We start from the raw sequence: 15,280 nt of genomic DNA, 5'->3' as shown, positions 1-15,280 counted from the left end.
CCGGTCCATCGGCATCGATGCGGATGCGGGGCACAGGTCGGCTCCCCTTTCCGGGGGATCCTCCCCCTCATGACGGTTGTCGGTGGCTGCGGAGCGTCGTAGAGTGCGCTGCAGGTTTTATAGACCAATGGGTACACGAAAAGTTTGTAGCGGGCAACCGACCGGTCGGGACAATGCCGGTCAACGAACAAGAGAGTCGCCGTGCACAATTTCGCGAGCATCCTCGACTACCACTTGGCCCAGCGCCCCGACGCCGTCGCCGTCGTACAGGACGACCGGCGACTGACCGTGCGAGATCTGCACACCAGGGTCAATGAACTGGCCGCCGGCCTGTACGAACTGGGCGTGCGCCGGGGAGACATCGTCGGGCTGCTGCTGTACAACCGGCCGGAATTCATCGAGCTGCTGTACGCCGTCAACCGGATCGGCGCCGTCCTCCTGCCGTTGAACTACCGCTTGTCGGAGGACGAATGGCAGTTCATCCTCGACCACGCGCACGCGAAGGTGATCGTGACCGAGCCGGAATTCGTTCCGGCGGTCGATCAGCTCGGGCGCGTATTGGACCGACTGGAACACCGGATCCAGGTGGGCGACGGCACCATAGCCGAGGGGTGGACGGGCTATGACGACCTGCTCTCCCGGCATGTGGGCGCCGCGGTGGAGACGGTGGACGTCGAGGCGGGCGACCTCCAGCGGCTGATGTACACCTCGGGCACCACGTCACGGCCCAAGGGCGTCTGCATCACCTACGGCAACCTCCAGGCGAAGAACCTCGCCCACATCGTCCACTTCGGGCTGACCGCGCAGGACACCACGCTGGTGTGCGGCCCGCTATATCACGTGGGTGGCCTGGACATGCCGGCGCTCGGCGTGCTGTACGCGGGAGGAAAGGTGGTCCTGCAGCGCAAGTTCGACGCCGAGGGCGTACTGAAGGCGATCCAGGCGCAGCGCGTGACGAATCTGTGGCTCGCCCCGGCGATGGTCAACGCCGTCCTTGAGGTGCCGGGCCGCGAGGCGTACGACACCACCTCGGTCCGCTTCGTGCTGGGCGGCGGGGAGAAGACCCCCGAGCCCGTGCTGCGGCGTATCGGCTCCGCCTTCCCCAACGCCTGGTTCGCCGACGCCTACGGGCTCACCGAGACCGTCTCCGGCGACACCTTTCTCGACCGCGCGCACAGCCTGTCCAAGCTCGGCTCGGTCGGGCGGCCCGTTCCGCACACCCGCATCAGGATCGTCGACGACAGCGGGAGGCAGGCGCCGACCGGCGAGCTGGGCGAGATCACCCTGCGCGGTCCGAAGGTCTTCGCGGGCTACTGGCGGGACGAGAGGGCGACGGCGGCGGCCGTCAAGGACGGCTGGTTCCACACCGGGGACATCGGCCATGTCGACGAGGAGGGCTTCCTCTACATCGACGACCGAAAGAAGGACATGATCGTCTCTGGCGGCGAGAACATCGCCACCCCGGAGGTCGAACGGGTCCTGTACGACCATCCCGCCATCCTGGAGGCGGCCGTGGTCGGACTCCCCCACCCCCGCTGGGGCGAGGTGCCACGGGCCTTCGTCGTCTTCCGCCCGGGAATGCGGACCGGGTCCGAGGAGCTGCGCCGGTTCTGCCAGGAACGGCTGGCCAAGTTCAAGGTGCCCGCCCGTATCGACGTGGTCGACGCACTCCCCCGTACACCGTCAGGGAAAGTCCTCAAGCGGACCCTGCGCGACCTTCCGACGGAGCCGCAGGCATGACCGACATGACGAGCGACCTGCGCCTCGACGGCAAGACGGTCTGGGTGACCGGCGCCGGAAAGGGGCTCGGCCGTGCCATGGCCGTGGCCCTGTCCCGGGCCGGGGCGGCGCTGGCCGTCACCGCGCGCACGGCCGACGACCTGGAGCAGCTGGCCGCCGAAGTCTCCGGCCACGGCGGCAAGACACTCGTCGTGCCCGGTTCGGTGTCCGACCCGGACACCGTCAGGGACACTGTCGGCCGCATCACCGACTGGGCGGGCCGGCTGGACGCGGTGGTCAACTGCGCGGGCGTCAGCCCCCACTTCACCCGCAGCGAAAGGGTGTCGGACGAGGCCTGGCAGCAGGTCCTCGACGTCAACCTGGCCGGCACCTTCTACTGCTGCCGCGAGGCCGGGAAGGTGATGCTCGACCAGCGGGCGGGTTCGATCGTGAACGTCTCCTCGGTGCACGCGAGCGTCGGCTTCGAGCGCATCGCGGCCTACGCGGCCAGCAAGGGCGGCGTCGAAGCGCTCACCAAGTCACTCGCCGTCGAGTGGGCCGACCGCGGGGTGCGGGTGAACACGCTCGCACCCGGCTACTTCCGCACCGACCTCAGCTCGGGCCTGCTGGACAGCAGTTGGGGTGAGCGCATAGTGGGCAGCACTCCCCTGGGCCGGGTCGGGGAGACACACGAACTGGGCGGCGCGGCGGTCTTCCTCGCCTCCGACGCCTCCCGCTACATGACCGGCTCCACGATCACGGTGGACGGAGGCTGGACGGCCCGGTAGCCGACTCAGCCGCTTCGAGGCGGAGGAGGACGGAGGGAGCGGAGAGGGACGGTCCACGGACCGCCCCTCTCTCAGGCATGTCGTTCCACTTCCGGGCCGATTCCTTGGCCCTTTTCGCGGGATCAACTTTTCCTGAGCGATCCATTGATTGTACCGACCGATGGGTCTGCTTTACCGGCAGCCGCACTCTTCGAGCCGCGTCAGGACTGCGTCACCGCCGCGCGGCTTCCGCTTTCGAGCACGTCAACGCCCTGTCCCGAGCTGCGAGGACCGGAGCCGTTCCCCTCACCTCGTTTCACCCCGCTCACCCACGGAGGGCTTCCATGACTCAAACCCAGACCCCGCCGTCACCGGCCGCGGAGGGTTCACGTTCCACAGGGCGCAACGCGGTCATCGTCGCCGCCCTCATGTGGTCGGTCCAACTGGTCTCGCTCGTCGCCGCCCTGTCGGGCACCACACAGGCGGCCATAGCGATCCATTTCCAGACCACCGAGATCGCCTGGTTCACCCTCATGACCTTGCTGACGGGCACCTTCTTCCTGCCCTTCATGGTCAAGGGAGCGGCCCTGTTCGGAAAACGGCGCGCCCTGCTCGTCGCCACCGGCCTCGGTCTCGCCGGTGACCTCGTCGCCGCGCTGGCCACCGACTACCGCACCCTCCTCATCGGGCGGGGCATCGCGGGCGTCTACACGGCCGCAACCCCGCTCGCCTACGCCCTCACCCGCGATGTCTTCCCGCGCCGCTGGGTCGGAGTCGCCAACGGCGTCATGGCCGGCGGCGTGGGCTTCGTCGCCTTCGGCGGCCCGTTCCTCTCCGGATACCTGCTCGACCACCACGGCTTCCGGGGCGTCCTGTGGTTCGTGGCCATCAGCACGGCCGTGAGCTTCTTCCTCGTCCTGTTCCTCGTGCCGGAGAGCCCGGTCCGCGAGCGGGGCGGCCGCATGGACTGGGCCGGCGGGCTTCTCCTCGGCGGCGGAGTCACCCTCATCATCTACGCCGTGGGCCAGGGGTCGCACTGGGGCTGGAACAGCGGGAAGTTCATCGCGTTCATCGTCGCCGCGGTGGCCGCCCTCATCGCCTTCCTGCTCGTCGAACGCCGCGTCGCAGACCCGCTGTTCCCCCTCAGCATGACCAGACGGCGCCCCGTGTGGTCCGCCCTGCTGGCCACCTCCATCGCGGCCGGTTCCCTCAGCGCCGTCGGTGTGGTCATCCAGCTCCTGGTCCTGATGCCGAAGATCCCGGACGTCTCCGACGGCCTGGGCTGGTCGGGCACCCACAACGCCATCGTCACCAGCCCGATCAGCTTCATGATCCTGGTGGGCGCCATCGGAACCGGCACGATCGCGCGCCGCGCCGACAGCCGGGTACTGCTGGCCGTCGGGACCGTGCTCGCCGTCGTGGGGTACGGCATCGGCACCCAGTACCACCAGTCCGCCGGCCAGATCATCTCGTGGGGCGTCATCGCGGGCCTGGGCACGGGCGTGGTCGTCGCGGTCGTGCCCATCATGGTCATCGAGGTCGTCAGCCCCGAGGAACAGGCCATGGCGAACGGCGCGCAGGCCCTGGCACAGGGCGTGGCACAGATCATCGTCTCGCAGCTGACGTACGTGATCATGTCGCAGCACGGAGCGGTGATGAAGGGCACCCAGTTCTACCTCGACCGGGGCTTCACCAACGGTATGTGGCTGGTGATCGGGTGCGTCGTACTCGGCGGCCTGTTCGTCACCCTCATCCCGAAGGCCGAACGCCTTGAGGACGCGAAGGTTGGCCAGGGCGCCTGATCTCATCACCCGGATTCCGTCGCCCTGATTCCGTCGCCCGCAGAGCGGAGTCGGAGCCGTAGTCGAGGACGAGCTGAGGTTCCATATACCGATCGGGCTGGGCGACGGCCTGACGCGGGGGGAACCTCGAAGGGGGCGTCTGCTACGGCACCGGGTACGCCGGATTCGACCGCCCTCTCACTCGTTCGTCGCTGCGCACACATCGTCGTCGCGGACATCGGCAAGGCGAGGGCCGCGCACGGTCGCCGACAAGATCGACAAGGGTGGCGGGGCGGCGATAGCCGTACACGGCGACGTCGCCCATCGACGCGCTGCCCGACGCAATCCTGGCCTACGGTGGGGCAAACGACTACCAGGGTGCCAGTGGGCAACCAGGTGCCCGTCCGCGGAAGGCGGGAGCGACTTTCCGCAGGCCGCAGGGCCGTCAACCTGTCACATGAGTCGTGCTCAGGTCGCGGAGGAGCAGTAGCGAGAGCAAGAGATGCGGCAGCAGTTGGGCGCTCCTGCTTGTGCGCGTTGGTGACTAGCTCGCTGACGGCCAGTCGGGGCAGGTCATTGCGCTCACGAAGGGCCGAAGGCTCCCCGCGGATGGCTGAGCGCGCAGAGGTCATACATCGAGGCGATGGACACTGACCGCGTACCCGCCGTCGTCATAGGGAGCGCCGTCCCAAGTGGCGAAGCGGTCGACGAGAGCAAGGCCGGCCGCGGCACAGCAGGCGTCGTACTCCGGCAGCGTAGTGGTGGGCGGCACGGGCAGGTGGGCTGCGTCCAGGCCGAAGCCCGCGACCAGCAGCCCGCCCGGACGCAGGGTCGCGGCCAAGCGGTCGACCACCGCGGCCTCCGTCCCGGGAGCCAGCAGCGGTAGGACGTTACCGGCGGCCACCACGAGGTCGAAGTCCGCAACAATGCCGAACCGTGCCGGATCGAACTCCGCGAGATCGGCCTGAAACCAGGGCAGTTCAGGCGCCTGCGTCCGCGCAACTTCCAGCATCGAGTCATCCAGGTCGACGCCGACGCAGTCGTACCCGAGCTCCGACAACCGGATCATGACCCTCCCGGTGCCGCAGCCCGCGTCGAGCACACGGGCCGGCGCGGGCACCAGAGCAGCGCAGAACGCCGCCTCCCCGTGCATGTCCTTCCCGCCCCGGGCCAGCGCCTCGAAACGCGCGGCGTACTCGCCCCCGGACACTCCACCGGTCAGGTCCCTCCACCTACTCATGAGATCGACTATATGCCGCTGAGCCGACCCTCCCCTGCGACGTCGTGAGCCTGCATGGCACGCGGGCGACGGCAAGTACCCAGACCACGTAACCGGCTGGGCGGCGTGGTCAACCGACGCATGGTGTCCCGGCCAGGACCGGGCAATGACATCCGCTAGGTGCTGGTATCAGAACCTAGCTATGATGGCCGGTATGGCGAAACAGACGAACATCCGACTGGACGACGCCGTCAGGGCGGCGGCCGAAGACCGGGCCAAACGGCGCGGCCTGAGCCTGCAAGGCTACGTGGCCGACTTGATCGAGGCCGACGTGAACCAGTCACGCGCCGCTTTCATGGCCGGAGCCGCTTCGTTCCTGGCCGCGTACACGGAGGCGTTCGAGGCGGAGGTCGGTGAGGACCGCTATCCGAATCTGCCGGAGGGGCTGGCGCAGACCGCGCCGAAGGACGCCGCGTGAGCCTTCACATCGACCTCGCGTGGATCCTGGCAGTGGCACAGCAGATCCCGGGCGACCCTCAGGTGGTCGACTACGGCGTGCCGGTGGCTGCGGAAGCCCGCCACCGGTCGGAGGTCCTGGAACACGAGGTCTACCCCGAGCCCCATCACAAGGCCGCGGCACTGCTGTGCGAGCTGGCGAGGAATCCCAGCCTGGAGGTGAGAAACCTGCTGTTCGCGGCCACGGTGACTGCGGCCTACCTGGCCGCGTGCGGCCTTCCGGTCAGCCCCGGGCTGGACACCGTGCTTCCCCTGGCACGCGCAGCCCGAGACGGGCTCCCCGTGCGGGAGGTCGCCGCTCAGATCAAGACCTGGACCAGCTGATCCACCGGGCTCGTCCACCAGGCTGTTTCAGGCGTGCAGGAGGTCATACTCGATCAGGTGGCACACGGTTTTCCGCTGCGCCCGCCGTTTGTTCGAGGGCGAGCGGTGAGCCTGCCAATGGTCCAGTCGCAGTCTCGATCGCGGAGGAAGCGACCTCGCTGGCCCCCTCTCGGACGGCAGATGCCTCCGCGGCGACAGCCACATTCGGCGGGTCCCGTCTACTCCCGGCCCGCGTGCCCTGTGCGCAGTCTCTGGGCAGGCTTCGTGCTCCCAACCGCCGTACGCCTCATGCCCTGTGACCCGTGACCGGCGCCGGAGTGGTCACCTCGGTACCGTGAAAATCGCTGCTGGTGCCGTTCGCGAGCGAGGGCCCGCTCGGCGTGCCGACCTCACTCGTCCGGGGGGTACGGCCAGTCACTGTCCCCGATAGGTGATGGCATGAACCACCCGGGAAGAGCGTGCGCGCCGTGTCCGCTCGACTACTGGCCACCCGCTTCGGGCCCCCGGAACACCGCAGCATGGTGACCCAACCGCTCCTGCTGCCGTACCCGCTGCGTCATGACGATCGCGGGGATGCCCAGCGCCAGGAGCACCGGGATCGCCGCGACGGTCCCGAACCAGAGGAAGAGCGCGAGATAGCCGTAAGCCGCGTTGTCCACGTCCGCGTCCGCCTTCACCAGGAGGACGATGCCGGCCACGAAAGCGACCACCATGAGACCAGCGACCGCGATCGCGAGGCGGCGCAGAACCCCCGCCCAACGCCGGTACCCGGCACTCACCTCACGCCCCCACGGGGGCCCGTACCCGCCGGGCGGACCGGGAGAAGAGCCTGACGCAGGACGCTGCGCCGACCACCGATCAGCCATGCAGCCCACAGCCCAGTCCTACGATGCACGGCCCCGGAAGAGCAACTCCCGCCACCACAGCGCACTTCGCGCCGGAGGAGCGTCGCCCAGGTCACCGCTTCACCGAGTCCCACGCGTCGGCGTTGAAACTGCGCAGGAGGGCGATCAGAGCTGCCCCCAACCGCCAGTCCACACCGGGTGCGTGTACGTGCAGTTTGTCGCCCTTGGACCTGAACTCCAGCGGAACCTGCCCGTTCGCGCGCCACCGGATGCGCCGGGGTGCGCGGGCGAAGCCGCCCTCGTTGCCAGGGACACTGTCGAAGACGGTCATCACGAGGACCACCGTCATCAGGGGCAGCAGGAACCACCACATCCACCACCATACGATCCTCCCTTTGAAGCCGACCGCTTCGGAGCCGTCGGGCTGGTGCACGGTCCAGCGGGTGCGCAGGCCCCTGGCGCGAAGCGCCTTCTCGCGTATGAGCGTGCCGATGACCTCACCGTGCGCGCCGAGCACCTGGAATCTCGCCACGCCGCCGCCAGCCGACAGTGTGACGACGGTGGCCACCCGCTCCCGGCGTTGATCGTCGGCCCACAGGGCGAAGGAACGGGCCCCGCCTCCCCGGGCCGCACGGTACGCGGACGTGCCGCCCGGCGGCAGTTCGCGCTCGACGTACACGACCGACGGCGCCGGCCCCGACCCGTCGGAGAAACTGACCATGTTCACCACTTTCGGCGAACCCAGGCCGTCAACTCGTCTCGGCCCGCCGTACATGGTCAGTACGTTGCTACTCATCCGACGTGCTCCAAGCGATAGTCGTGTACCTGGACCGCCCCAGACCGTGCCACTCGATACCCAACGGGTCGACGCGCCCTACGGCCGGGGCAGTTCCGGTGGTCCGCGGCGTCCTCGTACACCAGCGTGCACGCTCCCACCCCACCGCGGCGGCCGGCCACCGCCCTCGGACCGGCGGATCCGCCGCCGACGCAGCGTCATCCAAGGCTGCTTCAAGTGACGGCCTCGACCATGGACCTTAGGGTCATCGTGAGCTGCGGACTTTGTCATCCGTGCAGGGAAATTGGTCAGTAGTGCACCGGCGTCAGCCTGGCTGCATGTCCGCCGGGCGTCACGCTCCGAGGAAGCTCACTGTTTCCGTCACGTCCGCCCGCCCGGTGCGCAGCCGTGGCGCGTCTTCCTTCTCGAATCCCACCGAGACACCGCAGAGCAACACGCGCCCGTCATCGGCTCCGACCATCTCACTGACGGTCTTGCGATACATCGTCCACATCACCTGGGGGCAACTGTGCAGCCCTTCCGCCCTCAGCAACAGCATGACCGTCTGCAAGTACATCCCCGCGTCCGCCCACTGCCCGGGTCCCATCGTCCGGTCGAGATAGCAGAACAGCACGACGGGCGCACCGAACGCCCCTGTGTTCAACTCGGCGATCTTCATGGGCCTGGCAGGGTCGTCGCGCTCGATGCCCAGCGCCTCGTACCGCAGGGCAGCCGCGGCGGAGAAACGGTCCAGATACGGTGAGGCCAGGTCCGGCGGGTACATCGGGTACTCCCGCTCGTCACCCGGGTCCCCCGCCAACGCCCTGGCCGTCGCGCGTCTTTTCAATTCGGTCAGGGGCTCGCCGGTCACGACATACACATGCCAAGGCTGAAGGTTTCCGCTTGAGGGAGCCCGCGTCGCCGCAGCCAGCACTCGCTCAAGTACCTCCTTGGATACGGGCATTTGGCTGAACGCCCGCACAGCCCTGCGGCTGTCCACGGCTTCGTACACATCCACGTTCTTTCGTCCTCTCACTCCATGGCGGGCAGCGAAGACACGAGGATGATCGTCGCAGCAGGCGACCGGCTCGAGCGGGACGTTCACCCAGATCCTGGCCCCCTGCTACAGGGCGATCAGCCCAGCTGTCGTCTCCCTGAAGCCGCAGACATCGAAGTAGAACGAACGAAGGTGCTCCTCGAAGTCGACGTGAAGCCACTCGCACTTCGCGGCCCGAGCTTCGTGAGCAGCAGCTGCTACCAGCGCACCTCCGACACCACTCCGCGTGCGATGACTGGCCACCACCGTGTCCAGGATGAAGGCGTGAACTCCGCCGTCCCAGGCCACGTTGACGAAGCCGATCAGTGAGCCGTCCTCCCAAGCGCAGACCCAGCCGAGGCTGTGGCGCTCAAGCCGTTCTCGCCAGTCGGTCTGCGTGACCGGGTGGCCGAAGCCGTCAGCATGCAGCGCGTTGAGGGCGGGGTTGCCGAAGTCGCCCCGCCACTCGTACTCGATCGTCACTCCTCGATCGTAGGGTGCGGGTTGGGTCCACCCGACCGAAAGAACGCACATGCTCGGAGAGTGCCGTCAGTTCCTGGCAGTTGGCCAGGACGGACGGCTTTGAGCCGGAGGCGGTCGGCCTCAGGCAGGGCGTCGGGATGCTCGTACGGGGTTCACTCCGCCACGGAGACGTACCGGTCAGCGGCGCCGCCGTCATCGTCCAACTTGGCGTCACCCCGGTCGACGTCCACCTCCACGCCCGCGGGTTCGAGCGTCTCGCATATCCGTTGCCGGAATGACTCGCTCAGGAAGTTGTGGTGCAGGTCCAGCTTCTTGAGGTGGGCGAGTGGCTGGCCTCCCAGAAGGGCGGCGGCGCCTTCATCGCTCAGCGTGCCCATGGACAGGTCGAGCACTTCGAGCCGGGCGACCACCGGAGCGGAGGCAAGGGCGACGGCGATCTCGTCCTGGATCTCGCTGTTGCGCAGGGCCAGGTAACGCAGCCGGGGGAACCGGTCGCCGTACAGGATCGGCTCCACATCGGCGACCGTACAGTCGCCCCCGTACTCAGAGACGCCCAGCCACAGGTCGAGGTGCTCCAGCGCGGGCAGTTCGCTGGCTCCCACCCCGCGGACGACGTCCACCGGCAGGCCACCGCTCTGCACGGTCAGCCTGCGCAGCGCGTCGTGACGCAGGGCAGGAAACTCCAACCGCTGCACCCTGCCCATGGATTGGCTCTCTCCCGCGCGCACGCCGAAATCCTCCAGTGCGGGAAAGCCGGCCAGCAGCGGTGTGACGTCGGTCTGGCTGATCATGGAGATCTCGGCCTCCTCGGCCACCATGTCCCCCAGGAACAGGGAGCGCAGGGCCGGCAGCCGGTCACGCGCGGCCAACAGCGCCTCGATGACCCGGGAAGGGTCCGTGTCGAGGGGGTCGTCCCAGCTGCCGACGATCAGTGCACGGACCCGCGTCGTGTCGACCTCGGCGCAGAAGCGGTCGAAGGCCTCGTCCCAGCACTCCTCCTCGACTAACGGCTCCCCCACGGTGCTCCGCCAGGCCACGGCGTCAGGCTGCCCGTTGATCAACCAGGCCACGGCGTCGGGTTCGGGCAGGACCGTTGGCGCTTCCAGCGCGGGAAACGTGAAGGCGGGGAGCCCGTACAGCTCCTCCATCCGGTCATAGAAACTCATCCGGGCTGCTCCTGTCCTACGGTGCGATACGAAGCGAAGCGGCAGAGGGAAAATCTGCCGGCGCCTACTCTGACAGGAGTGCCCGTCCACGTATTGACGGGCCCTCGGTTCATGGGGCCGTCCCCGCACCGACGACGCCGTACCTGCCCCAGCGGACTCGCGGGCCGACGTGATCGATGGGCCGGAGGGCGGTCAGGAAGCGCAGCGGAAAGTGGCGGCGGGGCCAATCGCGCCGGGCCCGAACTTCCCTCGGATACGGTCGCTGACCGCCTCCGCGACCAGCCGGTCCTCGCGTGCCTGGTCCAGGCTGATCTGCTCGGCCACCTGGTCGGCGTCGACCAGATCCTCGCCCTTCAGCACGAGCCCGGTCAGCCGGCCGCGCTGCAGGCCCGCGGCATCGATGAGCCGGTACGCCATCGTGCGCAGGTCGTCCTCGTGCGCGGAGGCTTCCGGCAGGCGGCGCGTCTTCTCCCACGCGGTGCCACCGGCGAACCGCAACGCGAGCGTCAGGCCACGAGCCACCTGGCCGTGGTCGCGCAGTTGGAGTCCGAGCCGGACGACCAGTTCGAGCAGGGCACCGCGGACCGCAGCACCGTCCAGGGTGTGCTGGACGAAGGTGTGGCGCACGCTCATGGACGCCGGCAACGCGCGCGGGGCGACAGGGCGAGGGTCAATACCCCGCGCTCGGTCCACGGCCAGCCGTCCGGCCTTGCCGCCCAGCAGGCGCTGCACGGTGACCGGCGGAATGGTGGCAAGCAGGCCCACACAGTGCACGCCGTACTCTCTCAGCGCCGCCGCCTGCTTCGGACCAATGCCGTGCAGGGCTTCCACCGGCAGCGGCCCGAGCCAGTCGAGGACCTGGTCCTGCTCCACGGCGAGGACTCCCCCAGGTGCATCGACCTGCGCGGAGGCAGTGGCCGCGACCGTAACGGTGGGCCCGATCCCCACCCGCACGTCGACACCCAGCCGGGACAGCGTGCGCACCCGCAGTACTTCCCCCAGTCGCCGAGCGTCCGCGCCGTGATACCTCAGAGCCCCCTTCAGCTCCACCAGGGCCGCGGACGGTGGCAGGGCCTGAACGGTCGGGGAGAGCTCCGCGCACTGCTCCAGGACCTGCCGGAAGACCTCCTCCGGCAGCCGGTCCGGACAGCGCACATGCATCACACTCGACACCCGCACCTGGTCATCTGCTGCCGCCATGGCACCTCGCCTCCTCCAGACGTAGAGTATCGAACTAGTATTCGAACACGCGAATGGTGAGCCTGGCTCGTCGAGCTCGCCATCGGCCAATGACGCCCGCCCGGCCCACACCGCCGCGGCGCGCTGACCGGCCCCGTCCCTTTCGGCCACATACGCTGCGTCCGCGGTGATCCACCCACCCCTCACCCGGAAGAGGACAACCCCGATGACCGCCACTCCCCCGCCCCCGGTCAGCGAACCGGACCCCTCCACCTTCACCATCTCCAGCAGCTACGTCGGCCCCTGCTCCGGCTGCCAGCGCAGCACCCACAAGTACGGAAGCGGCGGACTGCCCCTGTGCCAGTGGTGCCTGTCGCCCGTACGGGAGAACTGGGGTACCGCCGTCCGTTTCACCAGCACTCGTACCAAGGCGAGCTGATCGACGGGACCCGTTCGGTGACCGGCCCGAGGCTGAAAGCGCGGTGCGCGGTCCGCGTGCCGGTCCGGGAAGCTCCTCGTAGGCTGAAACCCTCGGGGCCGTACAGGAGGTTCGTCGTGCCCCGAACTGTCTGGTCAGGTGCCATCTCGTTCGGCCTGGTGACCGTGCCCATCCACGTGGTGTCCGCGACCGAGAACCACGCGATCCGCTTCCACCAGTACCACCTCGAAGACATGAGCCGCGTACGCGTCCGCAAGATCTGTGAGATCGAGGACCGCGAGGTCCCTCAGGACGAGATCGGCAAGGCGTACGAGATCAACAAGGACACCCTCATCGCGATATCCGACGAGGAACTGCGGGATATCCCGCTGCCCACCGCGAAGGCCATCGAGATAGCCGCGTTCATCCCCGCCGCCTCGATCGACCCCCTCCAGGTCGGCGACGGCTACTACCTCCAGGCCGACGGCCCGGTCGCCGCCAAGCCGTACAAGTTGCTGCGGATGGCACTGGAACGCAGTGCCAAGGTCGCCATCGCTAAATACGCATGGAGCGGCCGCGAACGCCTGGGGCTGCTACGTGTGCGTGACGACGCGATCGTCCTGCACGCCATGCGCTGGCCGGACGAGATCCGCTCCCCCAAGGAACTGGCACCCGGCGCGGTGGAGGTGTCGGACGATGAGATCGAGGGCGCACAGGCCCTCATCGACCACATGACCCGCGACGACCTCGAAGGCAGTGAGTTCGAGGACCACTACACCGACGCCCTCGCCGAAGTCATCAAAGCCAAACGGGAAGGCCATGCCGCTCCCGAAACACCGGCACCCGAAGCACCGACCGGGGAGGTCGTGGACCTGATGGCCGCCCTGGAAGCATCCGTGAAAAAGGCCCGGACCTCACGCGGCGAGGGCGACGCCGACGTCCACGAGCTGCACCCGAAGAAGAAGACCACGGCCAAGAAGACGGCGAAGAAGACGGCTGCCAAAAAGACCACCGCGAAGAAGGCGGCCAAGAAGACGGCGGCGAAGCCGAAACGCAGTGCATGACGTGCCCGGCCCAGGGATATACCGCTCGACGACTGCACTGGACACATCGTCACTCATGCGTGCACCTGGTACGACACGGTGACCATGGGGGTTCGCTCTTACGGTGTCGTAGCGTCGCCACATGATGATGAACAGCAGCTTTGCAGTGCACGTCCCCGATGCCGATCTGATCCCCGAAGCTCTCGACCCCGCACAGATCTTGCAGGGTTCACCCGAGGTGTCTGCCAAGGTGTTCTGGGAGTCGAAGGACGGTACGCAGGTTCGTGGCATCTGGCAGATCACGCCTGGCGTCGTCACCGATACGGAGTCGGACGAGCTCTTCGTGGTCGTCAGCGGCAGGGCCACGATCGCGGTGGAGGGCGGCTCCACTTTCGACGTCGGCCCTGGAGACGCCTGTGTCCTGCGCGCCGGCGACCGGACGACGTGGACGGTCCATGAGACGTTGCGCAAGGCTTTCCACACCACCCTGGACTAAGGATTGTCCTTAACGGTCTGGTCTGGTCGCGAACTACGCTGACATCCCCCTCCACCAGCCCAAGGAGCAGCGTGCCGCCGGCCTTCGTCCACCGGATAACCAAGTACGACCCCGCCGATCGCGACGAGCGCGGGCACTACAACGGTGCTGAGGACACGGTGAGCGACCACGGGCCGGTTGAGGCTGTCTACTTGGAGGCGATCACTGCGTTCGCGCGGGAATCGGGCATCGACCGGCTTGAGATCCGCGAACCAGAGGTCACCGGCTTCGTCAGTTTCGGCCTGGAGGCACCGGTTGAAGGACACGGCCTCGCCGGGCTGTTCCCGCCCGACCTCAGCGGCTACTACGACGGTGCCGAGGTCTCGGTTTCGGTCGCGCTGGAGCTGGTCCGGGCCATGCTCCGCGACCAGGGCGCCTGGTGCCGGCTGGAGCGGCAGGACACGTTCACCGTGCACGTCGGGTGGGATCAATACGTGTACGTCGGCAGCGACCAGCCCTGCGACGCGGCTGTCGCCCGGACCCGCGAACTCGGCCTGTTCGCGGAACCGATCACGGTCTCGCCCTACGCTGCGGACCTTGAGGAACCAGAGGTGACACAGGCTGCGGACGGGGAGTTCTGGGAACGAGTACGCGCAGAGCTGGCCGCACCGCAGACGCTGCTCATCGAGGAGACTTACCTCCGCAACGCCACCCGCTGGCACCGCCTCACCGCGCACAACTTCGATACCGTCCGCGCCGCACTCGGCCCGCGCGCGCTCCTGACCGGCTGGCCCGACCTCACACCTGATGTCGATGCGGTCCTGGCCGCGCTGCCCGAGGACGAATACGTGGACTTCGTCTGGGAGTCGGCGGACGGCACAATCCGTCACGTGACCGTCGACGAGACCCACCACCAACAGCTCGCCACTGTGGTGGCAGGCGCGAGGACAGCCTGCTCTCTGCCCCTTGCCCTCGACGAACGTCACCCGCTGTTCCAAGCCGCTCTGCCTGACAGTGACGGCGTGCTGCGCGCCCGGTGGTGACCTGAACTGGCTCTCCATGTCGTGCCCAGGGGACAGGAGTTGACCCAACGTAGCTCGGCTGACGCCAGGCGTGGACTCTGATTGCGTGGCCGGGACTACCGGTCGGCCGATGCGTCGGTGGCTGCCTCGCGCAGGACGAGGTCGAGGAGGCCGGGGAAGCGCCGGTTGATCTCCAGGCGGCGGAGGGAGTTGATGCGGCGCGTGCCCACGTCTCGCTGGTGGATCAGCCCGGCCTCGCGCAGGACGCGGAAGTGGCGACTTGCGGTCGACTTGCCGACCGGGAGATCGAAGCAGTTGCAGGCCACCTCGGACTGGGCGCTCAGGGTCGTCACGATGTTCAGACGGACCGGGTCGCTGAGAGCCGTCATCACGGTGAAGAGGTTCATGCTCTGCTCGTCGGGGTGGAGCAGTGGCGAAGAAGTTCGGCTGGCCATGCTCCCAGTATCCCCGGTGCCCCCGATCAGCCATGTTCGCTTTGGTGCGAACATGTG

At 68.1% G+C, this 15,280-nt stretch carries 17 protein-coding genes; 9 read left to right on the top strand and 8 right to left on the bottom strand.

Annotation, left to right across the window (positions count from 1 at the left end; genetic code table 11):
* Positions 1 to 201 precede the first annotated feature (201 nt).
* From ACZ60E_RS04640 to ACZ60E_RS04630, 3 genes are all read left to right on the top strand, one after another.
* On the top strand, positions 202 to 1,740 hold the full coding sequence (locus tag ACZ60E_RS04640; protein WP_469438036.1) for an acyl-CoA synthetase: 1,539 nt from the start codon (positions 202 to 204) through the stop codon (positions 1,738 to 1,740).
* The gene (locus ACZ60E_RS04635) at positions 1,737 to 2,507 is read left to right on the top strand and encodes an SDR family NAD(P)-dependent oxidoreductase (RefSeq protein WP_469438033.1); all 771 of its coding nucleotides are present in this window, start codon (positions 1,737 to 1,739) and stop codon (positions 2,505 to 2,507) included. Before ACZ60E_RS04640 ends, ACZ60E_RS04635 begins: the two co-directional genes overlap by 4 nt.
* A 323-nt stretch (positions 2,508 to 2,830) precedes the next feature.
* Positions 2,831 to 4,288 (top strand): MFS transporter, encoded by a 1,458-nt coding sequence (locus ACZ60E_RS04630; RefSeq protein WP_469438031.1) that lies wholly within the window; start codon positions 2,831 to 2,833, stop codon positions 4,286 to 4,288.
* A gap of 607 nt (positions 4,289 to 4,895) precedes the next feature.
* On the opposite strand, the gene ACZ60E_RS04625 is transcribed toward ACZ60E_RS04630, so the two are convergent.
* A complete protein-coding gene (locus ACZ60E_RS04625) occupies positions 4,896 to 5,507 on the bottom strand; it encodes a class I SAM-dependent methyltransferase (RefSeq protein WP_469438029.1) in 612 nt (203 codons plus the stop codon).
* 193 nt (positions 5,508 to 5,700) lie between these two features.
* On the opposite strand from ACZ60E_RS04625, the gene ACZ60E_RS04620 reads away from it, so the two are divergent.
* A complete protein-coding gene (locus ACZ60E_RS04620) occupies positions 5,701 to 5,964 on the top strand; it encodes a hypothetical protein (RefSeq protein WP_469438027.1) in 264 nt (87 codons plus the stop codon).
* On the top strand, positions 5,961 to 6,326 hold the full coding sequence (locus ACZ60E_RS04615; RefSeq protein WP_453790591.1) for a hypothetical protein: 366 nt from the start codon (positions 5,961 to 5,963) through the stop codon (positions 6,324 to 6,326). Before ACZ60E_RS04620 ends, ACZ60E_RS04615 begins: the two co-directional genes overlap by 4 nt.
* A 479-nt stretch (positions 6,327 to 6,805) precedes the next feature.
* Here the strand turns inward: ACZ60E_RS04615 and ACZ60E_RS04610 are convergent, their stop codons facing one another.
* The 6 genes from ACZ60E_RS04610 to ACZ60E_RS04585 form a co-directional block, all read right to left on the bottom strand.
* Complete coding sequence (locus ACZ60E_RS04610) at positions 6,806 to 7,039, bottom strand: hypothetical protein (protein ID WP_469438025.1); 234 nt, start codon at positions 7,037 to 7,039, stop codon at positions 6,806 to 6,808.
* A 244-nt stretch (positions 7,040 to 7,283) separates the two neighbouring features.
* On the bottom strand, positions 7,284 to 7,967 hold the full coding sequence (locus ACZ60E_RS04605; RefSeq protein WP_469438023.1) for a hypothetical protein: 684 nt from the start codon (positions 7,965 to 7,967) through the stop codon (positions 7,284 to 7,286).
* Between the two features lie 331 nt (positions 7,968 to 8,298).
* A complete protein-coding gene (locus ACZ60E_RS04600) occupies positions 8,299 to 8,964 on the bottom strand; it encodes a nitroreductase (RefSeq protein ID WP_469438021.1) in 666 nt (221 codons plus the stop codon).
* A 105-nt stretch (positions 8,965 to 9,069) separates the two neighbouring features.
* On the bottom strand, positions 9,070 to 9,465 hold the full coding sequence (locus ACZ60E_RS04595) for a GNAT family N-acetyltransferase (RefSeq protein ID WP_469438019.1): 396 nt from the start codon (positions 9,463 to 9,465) through the stop codon (positions 9,070 to 9,072).
* A gap of 152 nt (positions 9,466 to 9,617) precedes the next feature.
* Positions 9,618 to 10,631, bottom strand: a complete 1,014-nt coding sequence (locus ACZ60E_RS04590; RefSeq protein ID WP_469438017.1) for an STM4015 family protein — start codon at positions 10,629 to 10,631, stop codon at positions 9,618 to 9,620.
* 192 nt (positions 10,632 to 10,823) lie between these two features.
* The gene (locus ACZ60E_RS04585) at positions 10,824 to 11,831 is read right to left on the bottom strand and encodes a DNA polymerase Y family protein (RefSeq protein ID WP_469438016.1); all 1,008 of its coding nucleotides are present in this window, start codon (positions 11,829 to 11,831) and stop codon (positions 10,824 to 10,826) included.
* 205 nt (positions 11,832 to 12,036) lie between these two features.
* Here ACZ60E_RS04585 and ACZ60E_RS04580 point away from each other — a divergent pair, with 205 nt between their 5' ends.
* The 4 genes from ACZ60E_RS04580 (at position 12,037) to ACZ60E_RS04565 (ending at position 14,789) form a co-directional block, all read left to right on the top strand.
* Positions 12,037 to 12,249, top strand: coding sequence for a hypothetical protein (locus tag ACZ60E_RS04580; protein ID WP_453790597.1), 213 nt, complete (start codon positions 12,037 to 12,039; stop codon positions 12,247 to 12,249).
* Positions 12,250 to 12,365: 116 nt separating this feature from the next.
* Positions 12,366 to 13,292 carry a non-homologous end joining protein Ku gene (gene ku / locus ACZ60E_RS04575; protein WP_469438012.1) on the top strand — a complete coding sequence of 309 codons (927 nt, stop codon included), beginning with the start codon at positions 12,366 to 12,368 and terminating at the stop codon, positions 13,290 to 13,292.
* Positions 13,293 to 13,419: 127 nt separating this feature from the next.
* Entirely contained in the window at positions 13,420 to 13,767 is a 348-nt protein-coding gene (locus tag ACZ60E_RS04570) for a cupin domain-containing protein (RefSeq protein WP_469438350.1), read from the top strand.
* A 71-nt stretch (positions 13,768 to 13,838) separates the two neighbouring features.
* The gene (locus ACZ60E_RS04565; protein ID WP_469438008.1) at positions 13,839 to 14,789 is read left to right on the top strand and encodes an RNA-binding protein; all 951 of its coding nucleotides are present in this window, start codon (positions 13,839 to 13,841) and stop codon (positions 14,787 to 14,789) included.
* A 95-nt stretch (positions 14,790 to 14,884) separates the two neighbouring features.
* Here the strand turns inward: ACZ60E_RS04565 and ACZ60E_RS04560 are convergent, their stop codons facing one another.
* Positions 14,885 to 15,223: an ArsR/SmtB family transcription factor gene (locus tag ACZ60E_RS04560; RefSeq protein WP_469438006.1), complete on the bottom strand. Its 339-nt coding sequence runs from the start codon at positions 15,221 to 15,223 to the stop codon at positions 14,885 to 14,887.
* Positions 15,224 to 15,280: the final 57 nt, after the last annotated feature.

The sequence above is a fragment of the Streptomyces sp. NPDC102514 genome (assembly GCF_055584525.1).
The sequence above is the reverse complement of the archived record's forward strand: the minus strand, read 5'-3'. Positions and strand labels throughout refer to the sequence as shown.